We start from the raw sequence: 15,921 nt of genomic DNA on the forward strand, positions 1-15,921 counted from the left end.
CATGCGTTGTTCGGTGTCTGAACGGGACAATTTCTGCGGGAGATGTTTTCGACGTGGCTACATTGAGCGACGATGCGGAGGCGTCGGTCGAGCTTCGAGTCGTCAGTGTCTGGCGCTACGGTCGATCTGTCGATCTACTCGACCCGCCGCATGTCGCGAAACTCGAACTGGCTGGTGGGGACTTTTCCTCGCTCTCCCAGGCCCGGGAGCTCCGTGGGCCTGGGAGGCCTGCCGATGTCGATCGCTGCCCGAAATCCGCGCGGAGAAACGTCGTGAGTGGCGATTCGGATTCTTAAAGTAGGGCGAAGGTGGTGTGGGGAGGCTGCCCTGTAAACGCTAGCGTGGCCGTGATCGCCGTTTTGCGTCACGGTCATCGGGTAGGCGCGGTGAGCGGCCCGCTTGTCATGACACGGCACGTATGTCTTACCCCTCAAATAGCGCCCGAATTTCCGTGCGCGAACGCCGCCGCTCAAGGCATGCAGACCGCTTTCCGAACCGGCTTCAGAAACGGACGGTCGCCTTCTGGATCTTCACCGGCTTTGCGGGCAACCCGTCCTGCGGGCCGTTCGGATCCGTCGGGATGATGCCGTTCGCCACGATCCGGTCCAGTACCTCCATGCCCCGCACGACTTTGCCCATCACCGAGTAGTTCTTCGGGATGTTCGCGAACGAGTGCACGATGAAGAACTCGCTGCCGTTGGTGCCGGGGCCCTGGTTGCCCATGGCGATGGTGCCGCGTTCGTAGATCTCGGTGCCGTCGACCTCGTCCGGGAATTTGTAGCCCGGTCCGCCCTTCTCGGCTTCGTAGATGTCGCCGCACTGGAGGACGCCGAGGCGCGACGAGTTCGTCAGGCGCCAGCACTGGCTGCGGTCGTAGAAGCGCTGCAGGGCCAGGCTTGCCAGGTTGTGGACGGCGCACGGAGCGGCGCCGGCGCGGTTCAGGCGCACGGTCACCGGGCCGTAGTTGAAGCGGAAGGTGACGTCGACGGTGCCGCGCGTGAACGCGAAGGGGAGCGGGCGCAGGACCGGCCGGGCCGCGGGGTTTTCCGGCGTCGGGGTGAACTCGCAGCGCACGATCGGCAGGGACGCCGGGGCGGGCGCGGCGGTGGCGACACCGGGCAGCAGGACGGCGGCGAGAGCGGAAACGACAGCGGTGACACCCCAGCGCAGCTTCATGAGGGGGAACCTAACCCAAAAGGATGGTCGTCGGGTAGCGGTTCACGCGGGTGCTGCCCTTGCTCGGGTCCGTGAAGGCCTCCTTGCCTACGCTGAAGGTAGTGAAGGAGGCCTTCACTACCTTGGTGCTCGCCACGACCGCTTCAGGTGGTCGTGAGTGGCGATTCGGGTTAGAAACACGAATCGCCACCCACGACCCACCGGGAGCCGCATGTTCACCGCCACGTACCTCGCCCTCGCCCTCTCCCTCGTCCTGCTCCCGCCCACCGAGATCCGGCCGGACCAGGTCGAACACGTCGCCTTACCGTGCGTCCAAGCCGGCGCGACGGCCGACGACGCGGACGCCGCCAAAAGCCTCAACCAGCAACTCGCCACCAAGATGCGCGGCTACATGAACCCGTACAACACGTCGTGCGCCAGAGTGATCGTCGAGACCGTCCAGAGAGCGGGGTTCAACGATCGCGCGGCGGCCATCGCGATCGCCACGGTGATCGTCGAGTCCAGCGTCGCGAACCTCGACGGCGGCCTGGGTGACTCGGTCGGGCTCTTCCAGCAGCGCGCGAGCTGGGGGAGTTTCGAGCAGCGGACCGACCCGGTCTGGGCGACCGGCAGGTTCCTCGCCGTGATGCGGCAGTTCTACCCGAACGACACCTGGAACAACGTCGCCATCGGAGAGGTCGCCGCGGTCGTCCAGCGGCCGGCGGCGAAGTACCGGCATCGCTACGGGGTCGAGGCGGGCGACGCGGTCAAGATCGTCGGCGAGCTGTGGACCCACAACGGCCAATAGCCCCTGCCCACGAAGGTGGACAGGGGCCATTGAGCCGTGAAAAAGCTACTTGCGCCAGGCCGTGCGCTGCTTGCGGATGTCCAGCACCAGGCCGAACACGAGCAGCAGGGACAGGCCGATCAGCCACAGGTTTTCGGTCCAGCCGTGGTGGTTGCCGTACAGCATCACCAGCAGGATGATCGCGGTCAGCCAGCCCGCGATCCGCGTCGCCTTCGGGAAGGAACCGTGCCAGCCCCACTCGGCCGACGGCTCGTCGCGGGGGTCAACGGTGTCGACGCCCACCCGGCCGCGCTTTTCGACCGCCTTGCTCGCCACGATCAACTCCTCAAAACCCGATGGTTCGCTTGCCCGCGAATGATCCCACACCTGGCTGCACGCGCCCGACGGGCCCCAAGCGACAATGAGACCCGATGACTACCTCGCGAAGTGTGCTCGTGCTCGGTTCGACCGGATCGGTCGGCGCCCAGGCCCTCGACGTCGCGGCCCGTAACCCGGAGCTGTTCCGGGTCGCCGGGATCGCCGCGGGCGGCTCCGACCCCGCCGCGCTGGCCGCGCAGGCCCTGGCGCACCAGGTCGACGCCGTGGCGATCAGCAGGCCGACGGCCGTGGAAGATCTGCAGCTCGCGCTGTACGCCGAGGCGCAGAAGCGCGGCTACAACCGTGGCGACTTCAAACTCCCGCGCATTTTCGCCGGGGCCGACGCGGTCGTCGAGATGATCGACGCCACCCCGGTCGACGTCGTGCTCAACGCGCTCCCCGGCTCACAGGGGCTCCCGCCGACCCTGCGCGCGCTCGCCACCGGCGCCACGCTCGCGCTGGCCAACAAGGAGTCGCTGATCGCGGGCGGGCCGCTCGTGCTGGCCGCGGCCAAACCCGGCCAGCTGGTCCCGGTCGACTCCGAGCACTCCGCGATCGCGCAGGCCCTGCGCGCCGGCCGCGAGTCCGAGGTCGCCCGGCTGGTGCTCACCGCGTCGGGCGGACCGTTCCGCGGCCGCGGGCGCGAGGAACTCGCCGACGTCACCGTCGAGCAGGCGATGGCGCATCCGACCTGGTCGATGGGTCCGCTCATCACGATCAACTCGTCCACTTTGGTCAACAAGGGACTGGAGCTGATCGAGGCGAAACTCCTGTTCGACATCGAGACCGACCGCATCGACGTGGTCGTCCACCCGCAGTCGATCATCCATTCGATGGTGACCTTCGTGGACGGCTCGACGATCGCCCAGGCCAGCCCGCCCGACATGCGGCTGCCGATCGCGCTGGCCCTGCACTGGCCGGATCGTGTGCCCGGCGCCGCGGCCGCGTGTGTCTGGGACAAGCCCGCGAGCTGGACCTTCGAGCCGCTGGACAACGACGCGTTCCCCGCCGTCGAGCTGGCGAGGCACGCCGGAACCGTCGGCGGCTGCGTCCCGGCCGTCTACAACGCGGCGAACGAGGAACTGGTGGCCGCCTTCCTGGCACAGAACACCGGCTTCACCTCGATTGTGGACACTATTGCCCAGGTGGTGGAAGCCGCCGACGAATGGCGTCGTGAACCTCGCGACGTTGATGACGTACTAGCTGCCGAGCGCTGGGCTCGCGCGCGTGCCGGTGCGCTGATCGGTAAGGGGAAGTAGCGCGTGCTCTGGTTCATTCTCGGGATCGTGCTGTTCGCGCTGGGTATCTGCCTGTCCGTAGCGCTGCACGAGGCCGGCCACATGTGGGCGGCGAAAGCATTCGGCATGAAGGTCCGGCGCTACTTCATCGGCTTCGGGCCGACGATCTTCTCCTTCCGCCGCGGTGAGACCGAGTACGGCGTGAAGTGGATCCCGCTCGGCGGGTTCTGCGACATTGCGGGCATGACCGCGCTCGACGAGGTGACTCCGGAAGAGTCGAAGCGCGCGATGTGGCGCTTCAAGACCTGGAAGCGCACCGTCGTCATGTCGGCGGGTTCGGCGATGCACTTCATCCTCGGGTTCATCATCCTCTACCTGATGGCCATCACCATGGGCCTGCCGAACCCCGAGGCGCAGGCCGCTCCCACCCAGCCGGTGATCAACGCCACCTCCTGTGCCCGTACGGCCACCACGATGGAGCAGCTCAACGACACGAGCTGCCCGGCGGACGCGCCGACCCCGGCGAAGACCGCCGGTATCCAGGCCGGTGACAGGATCGTGTCGGTCGCCGGCAAGCCGACGCCGAACTGGACCGACGTGCTCGCGGCCGTCCAGGTCGCCGGCGGTCCGACTCCGTTCGTGGTCGAGCGCGGCGGGCAGCGGCTCAACCTGACCGTCGACGTGCCGCGCGTGCAGCGCCTGGTCGCCGACGGCGAGAACAAGACCACCGTCAAGGACGTCGGCATGATCGGCGCCTCACCGGTCCCGAAGACACTGGTGGCGACCTATGGCCCGGTCGACGCGGTCGGCGCGACGGTCAGCTTCACCGGCACGATGTTCTCCGAGACCGCCAAGCGGCTGATCGAGTTCCCGTCGCGGATCCCCGCGGTGGTGGAGTCCATCTTCGGCGGCGAGCGCGACCCGAACACGCCGGTCAGCGTGGTCGGTGCCAGCCGTATCGGTGGCGAGGCCGCCGAACGCGGTCTGTGGGAGATCTTCGTGCTCCTGCTGGCGAGCCTGAACTTCTTCATCGGCGTGTTCAACCTGCTGCCGTTGCTCCCGCTCGACGGCGGGCATATCGCGGTCGTCTGGTACGAGCGGGTGCGGGACTGGTTCCGCAAACTGCGCGGCAAGGCGGCGGGTGGTCCGGTCGACTACACGAAGCTGTCCGCGGTCACGATGGTGCTCGTGTTCATCGGCGGCGCGGTGACTCTGCTCACCGTCACCGCCGACATCGTGAACCCGGTCAAGCTGTTTCAGTGACGCGGGAGGCCGGTGCCGGAGCGCGCTGTCAGCACCGTTGGGCTGCCCAGGTAATGCTGCTCACCGTGACGGCTGACGTCGTGGATGTCCGCCGATCGGGGTAGGTACGCTTGAAGGCGTGACTGTCGCTCTAGGTATGCCAGCGCTTCCTCCTCCCGTCCTCTCCGAGCGTCGCAAGACCCGACAGCTGCAGGTCGGGCCGGTCGGCGTCGGCAGCGAGCACCCGATCTCGGTGCAGTCGATGACCACCACGCTCACCTCCGACGTCAACGCGACGCTGCAGCAGATCGCCGAGCTGACCGCTGCGGGCTGTGACATCGTGCGCGTCGCGTGCCCGTCCGCGGACGACGCCGAGGCGCTGCCCGCCATCGCGAGGAAGTCGCAGATCCCGGTGATCGCCGACATCCACTTCCAGCCGAAGTACGTCTTCGCCGCGATCGAGGCGGGCTGCGCGGCGGTCCGGGTGAACCCGGGCAACATCCGCAAGTTCGACGACCAGGTCAAGGAGATCGCGCGGGCCGCGAAGGACCACGGCACCCCGATCCGGATCGGCGTCAACGCGGGTTCGCTCGACAAGCGGATCATGGACAAGTACGGCAAGGCGACCCCGGAGGCGCTGGCCGAGTCGGCGCTGTGGGAGGCGTCGCTGTTCGCCGAGCACGACTTTTACGACGTGAAGATCTCCGTCAAGCACAACGACCCGGTGGTCATGGTGCGTGCGTACGAGATCCTCGCCGAGCAGTGCGACTACCCGCTGCACCTCGGCGTCACCGAGGCGGGCCCGGCGTTCCAGGGCACCATCAAATCGGCCGTGGCCTTCGGCGCGCTGCTGCGGCAGGGCATCGGCGACACCATCCGCGTTTCGCTGTCCGCGCCGCCGGTGGAAGAGGTCAAGGTCGGGATCCAGATCCTGCAGTCGCTGAACCTCAAGGAGCGCAAGCTCGAGATCGTCTCCTGCCCCTCGTGCGGCCGCGCGCAGGTGGACGTCTACACCCTCGCCGAGCAGGTCACCGCCGGGCTGGAGGGCATGGAGGTCCCGCTGCGCGTCGCGGTCATGGGCTGCGTCGTCAACGGGCCCGGCGAAGCCCGCGAAGCCGACCTCGGCGTCGCTTCGGGCAACGGCAAGGGCCAGATCTTCGTCAAGGGCGAGGTCATCAAGACCGTGCCCGAACACGCGATCGTCGAGACGCTGATCGAAGAGGCCATGCGCATCGCCGAGGAGTCGGGTCAGACGATCGGTGAGGGAGAGCCGACCGTCACCGTCGGCTGAGTCCGCCCGAGTGGTCGAGACCACGCTAGGAAAGGTCCTTTCCTCGCAAATTTTGCCAGGAAAGGACCTTTCCTGGCGCTTGTGGGGCCCGACCTGCCGAAGTTCTCTCAGCGTGTCTTAAAGCTTGCGTTCCGTTTAAGCCGCCGATCTGGCACCCTGGAGTGGTGTTGCGGCTTGCAGGTGCACGGCTGCTCGATGATCGGGACTATCCCGCGGTCCGTGCCGCGCTCGCCACAGACCCGGTCGGCAGCTGCATGGTGAGTGCCAGGGTGGAGACGGCGGGTCTCGACCCCTGGCGGCTCGGTGGTGAGCTCTGGGCCGCGGATTCCCGTCCCGTTCGCGCGGGCAGGCTCCAGGGGCTGTGCTTCTCCGGGCCGAACTTGATCCCCTTGCGCGGCAACGCCTCCGCTCTGCGTTCCTTCGCCGATCGCGCCCTGCGGCGCCAGCGGACCTGTTCGTCACTGGTCGGCCCGTCCGAGCAGGTGCTGGGGCTCTGGGACGAACTCGAGCCGGAATGGGGCCCCGCCCGCGAAGTCCGGCACGACCAGCCGCTGCTGGCGCTCGACGGGGTCCCGGCCGTGGCCGCCGATCCGCTGGTCCGCGCGGTACGCCCGGAGGAACTCGACCGATATCTCCCGGCCGCGATCGCCATGTTCGTCGAGGAGGTCGGCGTCGACCCCCGCAACGGTGACGGTGGCGCCGGGTATCGCGCCCGCGTCGCGGAGCTGATCGCCGGCGGCCGGGCGTTCGCGCGGTTCGAGGACGGCGAGGTCGTCTTCAAGGCCGAGATCGGTGCGATGTCCTCGACGGTCGGCCAGATCCAGGGCGTCTGGGTGCATCCGGAACGCCGAGGCGGCGGGCTCGGCACGGCCGGGACGGCGTCCGTGGTGACCAGGCTCGTCCGCGGGATGGGCCGCACGGCGAGCCTGTACGTCAACGCCTACAACAGCCCGGCGCTCGCCGCCTACCGCAGGATCGGCTTCCAGCAGGTCGGCCGGTACGCGACCGTTCTCTTCTAGACCGTGTCGCGTCCGGCCGGAACGGGCCGGGGCTGGCAGGATTCGAAGCATGCCTGCAGGTCGTCGTTTTGCCGTCGTCGTGCTCGCGGGGGTTGTGGGCCTCTCGGCCGCCGGGTGCGGCCTCTTCGCCGATTCGGGTCCCGAGGACGCCGTCTCGGGTTTCCTCGGCGGGCTCTCTTCCGGGGACGCCGCCGCCGCGGCCGCCTTCACCGATTCGCCGGAGGCCGCGCGCTCGTCGCTGGAGATGGTTCGGAAAGCGCTTTCGCCCGAGTCGATCACCATCGTAGACAAGCAGGTCCGGCATTCGTCCGGGGCGGACAACGGGACGGCGACCTATCAGCTCACCTGGAAGCTGCCGCGCGGCCGGAACTGGACGTACCGGGCCGACGCGCAGGTCCATTCCACGCAGGACGGCTGGAAGGTGCGCTGGTTGCCGACGGCGCTCCATCCGCAGCTGGCCGCGCAGCAGAGCATCGCGCTGAAGGCCGATCCGCCGGCTCTCGCGCCGGTGCTCGACCGCGACGGGACGCCGTTGCTGCGCCCGCAGACGGTCGTCAGCGTGGTGCTCGACCCGGCCAAGGCGGGCGACCTGGTGGCCGTCACCGACAAACTCGGCGCGGCGCTCAACCGGTTCGAGGCGTCGGTGACCGGCCAGTCGATCCGCGACGGGGTGAAGACGCTCAAACCCGGCTCCGGCTATCCGGTGGTGAGCCTGCGGGCGAACAGCTACCAAGAGGTGAAACCCGAGATCTACGACCTGCCCGGCGTCCGGTTCAGCCAGCAGGAAAGGCTGCTGCCCGACGACAAGAACTTCGGCAAGCAGGTGCTGCCCGCGGTCCGGTCGCTCGTGGAGGACCAGGTGGAGGGCTCGGCGGGCTGGCGCGTCGTCACGCTCGACACGGGTGGCGGCGAGATCATCGACCTGCACTCCGAGAACCCCAAGCCCGCGCCCGCGGTCGTCAGCACGCTCAGCGTGAAGGCGCAGGGTTCGGCGGAGCGGGCGCTCGCCTCGGTCCCGACCGCCTCCGCGCTGGTCGCGATCCAGCCGTCGACCGGCGAACTGCTGGCGGTGGCGCAGAACGCCCCGGCCGACCCGCAGGGCGCGATCTCGCTCACCGGCCGGTTCCCGCCGGGCTCCACGTTCAAGATGGCCACCGCCGTCGCTGGGCTGACCGCGGGTTCGGTCCGGGCGGACAGCCCCGTCGACTGTCCCGGCACGGCCACGTTCGAAAACCGGACGGTGCCGAACGAGGGCAAGTTCGCGCTCGGTGTCGTCCCGCTGTCCACGGCGTTCGCCAAATCCTGCAACACGACGTTCGCGAAACTCGCGACCGATCTGCCGCCGGCCGCGCTGACCGACGCCGCGCGCGACCTCGGCGTCGGTGCCGACTTCGTGATCCCCGGCTTGACCACGATCACCGGTTCGGTCCCGCCGGCGAACACCGTCGCGCAGCGGGCGGAGAACGGGTTCGGGCAGGGGACCGTCGTGACGAGCCCGTTCGGGCTGGCGGTCGCCACCGCGACGGTCCAGTCCGGGAAGGTCCCGGTGCCGACGCTGGTGCGGGGAATGGCCACGACGTCGTCCGGGCTCGGCAAGCCGATCAAGCCCGAGGTGCTCGACGCGCTGCGCGGGATGATGCGCGAGGTCGTCACCGACGGCACGGCGACGCTGCTCAAGCCCCTGGCGGACGTCCGGGGCAAGACCGGGACGGCGCAGTTCGGCGACGGCACGCGTGCACACGGCTGGTTCGTCGGCTACACCGGCGACCTGGCCTTCGCGGTGCTGACGACCGACGCGGGAACGTCCAAGCCCGCGGTCGAGGCCGCCCAGCGCTTCCTGGCGGGGCTCGGTTAGCCGCCAGGTCGTAGGCTGGGCTCATGTCCGTTCGATCCCCCTTGAAGCCCGGCGTCCAGACGCCGAGGCGAGTCGTCCCCGCCGGCATCGCCCGTCCCGAGTACGTCGACCGGCCGGCGCCGAAACGCGACACGGGCAACGGAGTTCGCACGCCCGAGGTCATCGAGGCGATGCGGGTCGCGAGCAGGATCGCGGCGCAGGCGCTCGAGGAGGGCGGCAAGGCCGTCAAGCCCGGTGCGACCACCGACGACATCGACAAGGTGATCCACGAGTTCCTCCTGGACAACCACGCGTACCCCTCGACCCTTGGCTACCGCGCGTTCCCGAAGTCGTGCTGCACCTCGCTCAACGAGGTGATCTGCCACGGCATCCCGGACTCGACGGTGATCGAGGACGGCGACATCTGCAACATCGACGTCACCGCGTTCATCGGCGGCGTCCACGGCGACACCAACGCGACGTTCCTGGCGGGTGACGTCTCCGAGGAGGCGCGGCTGCTGGTCGAGCGCACGCGCGAGGCGACCATGCGCGCCATCAAGGCCGTCCGCCCCGGCAGGCAGCTCAACGTGATCGGCCGCGTCATCGAGGCGTACGCGAAGCGGTTCGGCTACGGCGTCGTGCGTGACTTCACCGGTCACGGCGTCGGCCCGGCCTTCCACACCGCGCCGACCGTCCTGCACTACGAGGAGCCGTCGGTCGACACGATCATCGAGCAGGGCATGACGTTCACGATCGAGCCGATGATCACCCTCGGCACCATCGACTACGACATCTGGGCCGACGACTGGACCGTCACCACCAAGGACAAGAAGTGGACGGCCCAGTTCGAGCACACCCTCGTGGTGACCGAGGACGGCGCCGAAATCCTCACGCTGCCGTAAGTACATGAAGGCCCCCTTCCTTGCGCCAGGCGCAAGGAAGGGGGCCTTCATGTACTTCAAGGTCAGCTCTCGTCCTGCTCCACCCTGGCCAGGAGTTCGTCCAGGAAACCGCACGCCTCGGTGGCGGCCCGGTCGGCGTCGCGATCGGCGATGGCCTCGGCGAGGCCTTCGTGCCCTATCTCCGGCAGGTACTCGCGCCCCGGCGTCACGTTCGACGTGGCGGCCACGCTGGCCGTGATCACCTCGGTGAGCCCGCGGTACATCTCGGTCAGCAGGGTGTTGTGTCCACTTTGGACGACGGCGAAGTGGAATTCCGCGTCGAGGCGGGCGAAATCCTCCCAATGGCCCTCGCGCAGCTCGGCGTTGCGGCGTTCGAGCAGCGTCTTGAGTTCGGCGGCCTCCTCGTCGGTCCGCGACGCGGCCGCGAGCCGGGCGCCTTCGACCTCGAGGATGCGCCGCACCTGCAGCACCTCGCGCAGTTCCGAACCGCACAACCGCCGGATGGCGCCCGAGACCTCGCTCGTCGCCCGCACGTAGGTCCCGTCGCCCTGCCGGACCTCGAGCAGCCCCGTGTGCGCGAGTGCGCGAACGGCCTCGCGGACGGTGTTGCGCCCGACGCCGAGCTGTCCTGCCAGCTCCGGTTCGGTCGGAATCCGCTGACCGATAGGCCATTCTCCCTGCGTGACGGCGTCACGCAGCTGCTCGATGACCTGATCGACCAGGCCGGCACGGCGCGTGGTGGCCAATGGCACAGCGTTGTCCCTTCATCCAATCATCCTATGTATGTGATACTAGCCGACGTGCGTGTCGACTCCCGAAAACCCGCTTCCCCGTTCGATGAAAGCCTCGAACTCGAAGGCTCGATCGAAACGGCGTGGCGGCCGGGTGTGATCACCGGCGGCGTGCTGCTCGGTGTCGCGGTGATCCTGGTGGCGCTCAACCTGCGCCCGGCCATCACCAGTGTCGGCCCGATCCTCGGCGAAATGCGCGACGACCTCGGCGCCACGGCGACCTGGGCCGGTGTGCTCACCACGCTCCCCGGCCTCTGCTTCGCCGCCGCCGGTCTCGCCGCGCCTCTGCTGGCCCGCCGGTTCGGCATCGGCGCGGCCATCGTTTCCGCGCTTTCGGTGCTGGCCGTCGGCCTGGTGCTGCGCGTGCTCGACGGACCGTACGTCGTGCTCGGGGGAACCCTCGTGGCCACGGCGGGAATCGCCCTGGCGAACGTACTGATCCCGGTCGTCATCAAGGACTCCTTCCCGGCACGTGTCGGCATGATGACCGGCGTGTACACCGCCGCTCTGCAGGGCGGGGGCGCCCTGGGGTCCGCGCTCACCCCTCCCTTGGAGAACGCGTTCGGCGGCTGGCGCCAAGGTCTCGGCGCCTGGTCCGTATTGGCGGTGCTCGCACTCCTCGTCTGGATTCTCGCAGCCCGCGGTGCGGGGCGTGCGCCCGTTGCGGAGGCAGGCAAGCAGGGTAGCGGGCGATCGCTCCTGCGTAGCCCCCTTGCGTGGATGGTCACGCTTTTCTTCGGAACTCAGGCCTTTTTGGCCTACGTCGTGATGGGCTGGCTGCCGGAAGTGATGATCGACGCGGGGGTGAGCAAGGGTGACTCCGGTCTGCTGCTCGGGCTGATTTCGCTCATCGCCGTCCCGATCAGTCTCGTGGTGGCCCCGATGGCCGCGCGGCACAAGAGCCAGAGCCCGTGGATCGTCGGGCTGGGCGTCTTCGGCTTCGTCGGCATGGTCGGCATGATGGTCGCGCCGTCCGTCTCGCCGCTGCTCTGGTGCATCCTCATCGGGCTCGGGATGAGCGTCTTCTCGCTCGCGCTGACGGTGATCGCGCTGCGGGCGCGCACGGGCGAGGACACCGCGCGGTTGTCGGGGATGGCGCAGGGCATCGGCTACCTGATGGCGGCCGTCGGGCCATTCCTCTTCGGGCTGCTTCACGACCTCACCCACGCCTGGACCGTGCCCTGGATCATGATGCTCGTCGTCTTCGCCGCGCAGATGACCTTCGGCGCCTTGGCCGGTCGCCGCCGCTTCGTCTGAACGCGTTCAAAAAATGTCTTGACCCAGCCATGGGCGGAGCCATAGCCTGACCGAGTTGAACCTGTTCAAAACTCGGGCCTGGGGGTCGGCGTGGTGGAGGGACTGGCGTACGGGGCGGCGCTGGCGTGTTTCGCCGCGGTATGCGTATCGGCGCCGTCGCGGCCCGCGGCCGCGGTCTCGCCGCATGAGTTCTACCGCGCCGTGGACCGGGTGTGCGTACAGGTGGGGGCGGAGAGCAGGGCGATTCAGCGCTACTGGCCGGACCCGGAGGGGGACGTCGCGACGGAGCAGCGCAAGTGGCGGCACTTCATCGCGACGAGGGTGGACGAGGCCAAGGAGATCCTCAAGGGGGCGACGGGGGTCCGCACGGTGCCGGGAGGGGCGGCATCGGCGCGGGAGGAGTTCTTGGCGGCCGTCCGCCGGTACGTCGAGGCGGGCGAGCGGTTCTCGGCGGACGGGGCCCGCTCGGCCACCTTGATGGGGATCTCGGACACCCGGATGAACGCGGCGAGCGAGCTCGCTGTGCGGAACGGGGCCCGCAACTGCGGACGCGTCGTGTGAGGCCGCCCAGCGTGCAATGAAGGGGCCTTTCATAGCAAATTTTGCTATGAAAGGCCCCTTCATTGCACGGGCAGGCCCAAGGAAGCCGCAACTAGAGGACTGGTTGCGGCGGACCTCAGTCCAGCGGAAGGTTCAGCAGCGCGTTCTCGACCAGTTCCGGCATCGCCGGGTGGATCCAGTACTGCCCGCGCGCCATGCTCTTCGCGTCGAGACCGAAGCTCATCGCCTGGATCAGTGGCTGGATCACCGAAGACGCCTGCGGGCCGATGATGTGCGCGCCCAGCAGCTGCCCGGTGGCCGGGTCGGCGAGCAGCTTCGCGAAGCCGGTCGTGTCCTCCATCGCCCAGCCGTAGGCGATACCCGCGTAGTCCTGGTGCGACGTCACGTACGACACGCCACGCTCGCGCGCCTCGCGTTCGGTCAGCCCGACCGAAGCGACCTGCGGCGAGGTGAACACCGCGTGCGGGACGAACCGGTGATCGGCCTCGATCCGCTCGTCCGGGTGAAGCAGGTTGTGCTGCACGACGCGCTGCTCGTGGTTCGCGACGTGCTTCAGCTCGAAGACCGACGAGAGGTCGCCGAGCGCGTAGATCCCGTCGACCACGGTCTGCTGGTACTCGTCGACCACGACGTGCCCGCGCTCACCCGTGGTCACGCCGGTGGCGGCGACGTCGAGGAGGTCGGAGTTCGGCTTGCGGCCGGTGGCGACCAGCAGCACGTCGGCCTCGACCGTTTCGGCGCCTTCCGGGCCCTCCAGGTCCAAAGCGACGCCCGACGCCGTCTTGCGCGCGCGGACGGTCTTCCGGTCGAGCCGGACGTCGAACCGCTGCGCGGCCAGTTCGGTGAAGCGGGCGCTGACGTCGTCGTCCTCCGAGCGCAGCAGCGCGCCGGATCGGTTGACCACGGTAACGTTCACCCCGAACGAGGCGAAGACGTGCGCGAACTCGGCCGCGATGTATCCGCCGCCCAGGATCACGATGCTCGACGGCAGCTCGTCGAGCCGCATCACCGTGTCGGAGGTGTGGTAGCCGGTTTCGGCGAGGCCGGGGACGTCCGGGATCACCGGACGCCCGCCCGCGGCCAGCACGAACCTGTCGGCGGTGATCGTCTCGGCGGGGCGGCCGTCGGAGTAGCCGACCCGCAGCTCCTTGTGCCCGGTGAAGCGGCCTTCACCCTCGTAGACGGTGACGTTCTTGTTGTCCTCGTGCTGGACGCGGTACTCGCGACCGCCGGCGGCGATCGGGTCGATCCGCCCGAAGATCCGGTCGCGCACGTCGCGCCAGCGGACCCCGGTCAGCTCCACGTCGACGCCGAATTTCGACGACGTGGCGGGCGTGGCCGCGACGTTGGCGGCGTGCACGAACATCTTCGTCGGGATGCAGCCCACGTTCAGGCAGGTCCCACCGAACGTGCCCTTCTCCACGATCGCCGTGTTCCAGTCCGCGAAACGCGGGTCGAGGATCGAGTTACCCGATCCGGTACCGACGATCACCAGGTCGTAGTGGGGCACGCTGTCTTCCTTTGCGGCGGGGGAGCGGGTGGTTCCGACTCTAGCCAACTTGTCACGGCGGCCGGTTGTTCCCGGTCAGCGCCCGTTGGCGCTGAAGTGCATCAGGTCCTTCGGCGTCGTCCAGGTGCCGCCCCAGGTCCAGCCGATCGCGGAGAAGGCGGCCACGGTCCGGTCGCCGGCGGTGACCATCCCCGGCCGCCGGTTCCCCCGGTCGAGGTACGCCGACGCGAGCTCGGGCAGCACGAGGTCGCCCTTGGTGTACGGGTTGCAGAAGGGGTTGACGTCGATCGCGAGCCCGTAGGCGTGCGCGGACCAGTTCTTCTGGCCGCGCGCCGGACGGCAGACGAAGGCGTTGGTGTTGTTCCCGTCACCCGTCGGGGGAGCGGTGAGTTCGGCGGGAGCGGTCACGCGCATTTCCTCGAGCGGGAATTTCACGGCGAACAATTGCCTGAATACGGTGACGACGGCGTTCGCCACCGACGCGTTCACCAGCATTTCCCCGGTATGCGCGCGGCCGTCGAAACCCCAGAACGAGAGCGTGAGATAACGCAGTTCGCCTGCGGAGACGGGGCAGCCCGCCTGCCAGGTGCTGCGCGCGAGCACGTCGGCGGGAACGGGATTCACCGTGCCCGAGAACCGGTTCCCGGCGGGGGGCGGAAGCAGGTCGGTGGTCGGCAGGGAACGGTTCGCCAGCACGGGAGGAGTCGGGAGGATCTGCCCGAAACCGTCGCCGCGCAAGGGAAGCGGCTTCGCGCCGACCTGCCAGACGGGTGCGGGCGGCGGGGCCGAGGTCGTCGGAGACGTTGCCGCCGAAGAGGTTTCGGCGGGCGCGCTGGTCACAGCGGGGGTGGACGGCGTGGGCGGGGCCGGGCTCGAACACGAGGAGAGCAGAAGGGCCGTAGCCGCCAGAATCGTCGCCGTAGCCCGCACGAGGTCCAGGGTGACAGATGCGTTCGGTGAGCACAGATCCACCCGTTTCAGTGACACCGCATCGAGCATTCTGCGATTAGGGTATTTGCGATCGCTCGTGTACGCGCTGGAGTCGAATGACTTCCCAGGGTTTGACCGTACGTACGCCCCGGTGAAGGGACAGAACATGCCCAAGAAGTCACGTCGCACCCTGCTGTTCGCGGTCGGCGCGGTGCTCGCGACGGCCGTGATGGTGCCGGTCGCGGTCACCAGCGCGTCGGCGGACGACAGTTCGGTGACCGGCCCGGATCAGGCGGCCCAGCCGAGGATCGTGGGCGGTGGCAAAGCTTCGGTTTCGCAGCACCCGTACGCGGTCTACCTGGCCGATCGCGCCGGCAACCAGTTCTGCGGCGCGGTGATCGTCAGCTCCACGACGGTCGCGACGGCGGCGCACTGCGCGGTCGCGGTCAAACGCGCCGATGTCCGCGTGGTGGCGGGGCGGGACGACAAGCGCTCACGGGAGGGCGTGGAACTGCGGGTTTCGCGGATCTGGGTCAGCCCCGACTACAGCGGTGAGCCCAGTAAGGGAGACGACATCGCGGTGATGACGGTCAGCGGCCAGTTGCCGTACCGGCCCGCGAAGGTTGCGGACAACGGTGCCGCCGACCTGTACAGCGAAGGCACGAAGGCGACCGTCCTCGGCTGGGGCCGGGTCGCCGACGGAGGCGCGCGGTCGGACTACCTGCGCAGCGCGGTCGTCCCGGTGGTCAGCGACCAGACCTGCCGCACCGCGTACTCGGGCTATGACCCGAGCGACATGGTGTGCGCCGGTTACCCCGAAGGCGGCATCGACGCCTGCCAGGGCGATTCGGGCGGACCGCTCATGGTGGGCGACACGCTGATCGGGATCGTGTCGTTCGGCGAAGGCTGCGCGAAGGCGGGCAAACCCGGCGTCTACACCCGTGTCTCCCACTTCTCCAACGAGATCTCCGAGCAGAAGAACCGGAGCCTGATCGGCTGATCGGTGCCTTCTTCACGTCCGATGTG

Annotated in this window: 15 protein-coding genes; 10 read left to right on the forward strand and 5 right to left on the reverse strand. The window is 68.7% G+C overall.

Going from position 1 to position 15,921, the window contains the following annotated elements; all coding sequences use genetic code 11:
- Positions 1-501 precede the first annotated feature (501 nt).
- On the reverse strand, positions 502-1,176 hold the full coding sequence (locus tag ACLJQ7_RS38600; protein ID WP_410653137.1) for a peptidylprolyl isomerase: 675 nt from the start codon (positions 1,174-1,176) through the stop codon (positions 502-504).
- Between the two features lie 211 nt (positions 1,177-1,387).
- On the opposite strand from ACLJQ7_RS38600, the gene ACLJQ7_RS38605 reads away from it, so the two are divergent.
- Complete coding sequence (locus ACLJQ7_RS38605) at positions 1,388-1,963, forward strand: hypothetical protein (protein WP_410653138.1); 576 nt, start codon at positions 1,388-1,390, stop codon at positions 1,961-1,963.
- 45 nt (positions 1,964-2,008) lie between these two features.
- Here the strand turns inward: ACLJQ7_RS38605 and ACLJQ7_RS38610 are convergent, their stop codons facing one another.
- The gene (locus tag ACLJQ7_RS38610) at positions 2,009-2,278 is read right to left on the reverse strand and encodes a DUF2631 domain-containing protein (RefSeq protein WP_126736056.1); all 270 of its coding nucleotides are present in this window, start codon (positions 2,276-2,278) and stop codon (positions 2,009-2,011) included.
- A 95-nt stretch (positions 2,279-2,373) separates the two neighbouring features.
- On the opposite strand from ACLJQ7_RS38610, the gene dxr reads away from it, so the two are divergent.
- The 6 genes from dxr to map all read left to right on the forward strand — a co-directional run bounded on the left by dxr (position 2,374) and on the right by map (position 9,846).
- Positions 2,374-3,579 (forward strand): 1-deoxy-D-xylulose-5-phosphate reductoisomerase, encoded by a 1,206-nt coding sequence (dxr, locus tag ACLJQ7_RS38615; protein ID WP_410653139.1) that lies wholly within the window; start codon positions 2,374-2,376, stop codon positions 3,577-3,579.
- Between the two features lie 3 nt (positions 3,580-3,582).
- Positions 3,583-4,821, forward strand: coding sequence for a M50 family metallopeptidase (locus ACLJQ7_RS38620; RefSeq protein WP_410653140.1), 1,239 nt, complete (start codon positions 3,583-3,585; stop codon positions 4,819-4,821).
- A 118-nt stretch (positions 4,822-4,939) separates the two neighbouring features.
- Positions 4,940-6,091 carry a flavodoxin-dependent (E)-4-hydroxy-3-methylbut-2-enyl-diphosphate synthase gene (ispG, locus tag ACLJQ7_RS38625; RefSeq protein ID WP_076155264.1) on the forward strand — a complete coding sequence of 384 codons (1,152 nt, stop codon included), beginning with the start codon at positions 4,940-4,942 and terminating at the stop codon, positions 6,089-6,091.
- A gap of 164 nt (positions 6,092-6,255) precedes the next feature.
- Positions 6,256-7,110 (forward strand): GNAT family N-acetyltransferase, encoded by an 855-nt coding sequence (locus ACLJQ7_RS38630; protein ID WP_410653141.1) that lies wholly within the window; start codon positions 6,256-6,258, stop codon positions 7,108-7,110.
- 49 nt (positions 7,111-7,159) lie between these two features.
- Complete coding sequence (locus ACLJQ7_RS38635; RefSeq protein WP_410653142.1) at positions 7,160-8,965, forward strand: penicillin-binding transpeptidase domain-containing protein; 1,806 nt, start codon at positions 7,160-7,162, stop codon at positions 8,963-8,965.
- Between the two features lie 23 nt (positions 8,966-8,988).
- Complete coding sequence (gene map, locus ACLJQ7_RS38640; protein ID WP_410653143.1) at positions 8,989-9,846, forward strand: type I methionyl aminopeptidase; 858 nt, start codon at positions 8,989-8,991, stop codon at positions 9,844-9,846.
- 62 nt (positions 9,847-9,908) lie between these two features.
- On the opposite strand, the gene ACLJQ7_RS38645 is transcribed toward map, so the two are convergent.
- Complete coding sequence (locus ACLJQ7_RS38645) at positions 9,909-10,598, reverse strand: FadR/GntR family transcriptional regulator (RefSeq protein WP_410653144.1); 690 nt, start codon at positions 10,596-10,598, stop codon at positions 9,909-9,911.
- A 48-nt stretch (positions 10,599-10,646) separates the two neighbouring features.
- Between ACLJQ7_RS38645 and ACLJQ7_RS38650 the strand changes: the two genes are divergently transcribed.
- A complete protein-coding gene (locus ACLJQ7_RS38650; protein ID WP_410653145.1) occupies positions 10,647-11,894 on the forward strand; it encodes a CynX/NimT family MFS transporter in 1,248 nt (415 codons plus the stop codon).
- Between the two features lie 90 nt (positions 11,895-11,984).
- The gene (locus ACLJQ7_RS38655) at positions 11,985-12,455 is read left to right on the forward strand and encodes a hypothetical protein (RefSeq protein WP_410653146.1); all 471 of its coding nucleotides are present in this window, start codon (positions 11,985-11,987) and stop codon (positions 12,453-12,455) included.
- Between the two features lie 115 nt (positions 12,456-12,570).
- Here ACLJQ7_RS38655 and ACLJQ7_RS38660 read toward each other — a convergent pair whose 3' ends face one another.
- Positions 12,571-13,965 carry a mycothione reductase gene (locus tag ACLJQ7_RS38660; RefSeq protein WP_410653147.1) on the reverse strand — a complete coding sequence of 465 codons (1,395 nt, stop codon included), beginning with the start codon at positions 13,963-13,965 and terminating at the stop codon, positions 12,571-12,573.
- 75 nt (positions 13,966-14,040) lie between these two features.
- Positions 14,041-14,805, reverse strand: a complete 765-nt coding sequence (locus tag ACLJQ7_RS38665; protein ID WP_410653148.1) for a M15 family metallopeptidase — start codon at positions 14,803-14,805, stop codon at positions 14,041-14,043.
- Positions 14,806-15,061: 256 nt separating this feature from the next.
- Here ACLJQ7_RS38665 and ACLJQ7_RS38670 point away from each other — a divergent pair, with 256 nt between their 5' ends.
- Positions 15,062-15,895 carry a S1 family peptidase gene (locus ACLJQ7_RS38670; protein WP_410653150.1) on the forward strand — a complete coding sequence of 278 codons (834 nt, stop codon included), beginning with the start codon at positions 15,062-15,064 and terminating at the stop codon, positions 15,893-15,895.
- Positions 15,896-15,921 lie beyond the last annotated feature (26 nt).

The sequence above is a fragment of the Amycolatopsis sp. cmx-4-54 genome (assembly GCF_046548895.1).
GTDB lineage: Bacteria > Actinomycetota > Actinomycetes > Mycobacteriales > Pseudonocardiaceae > Amycolatopsis.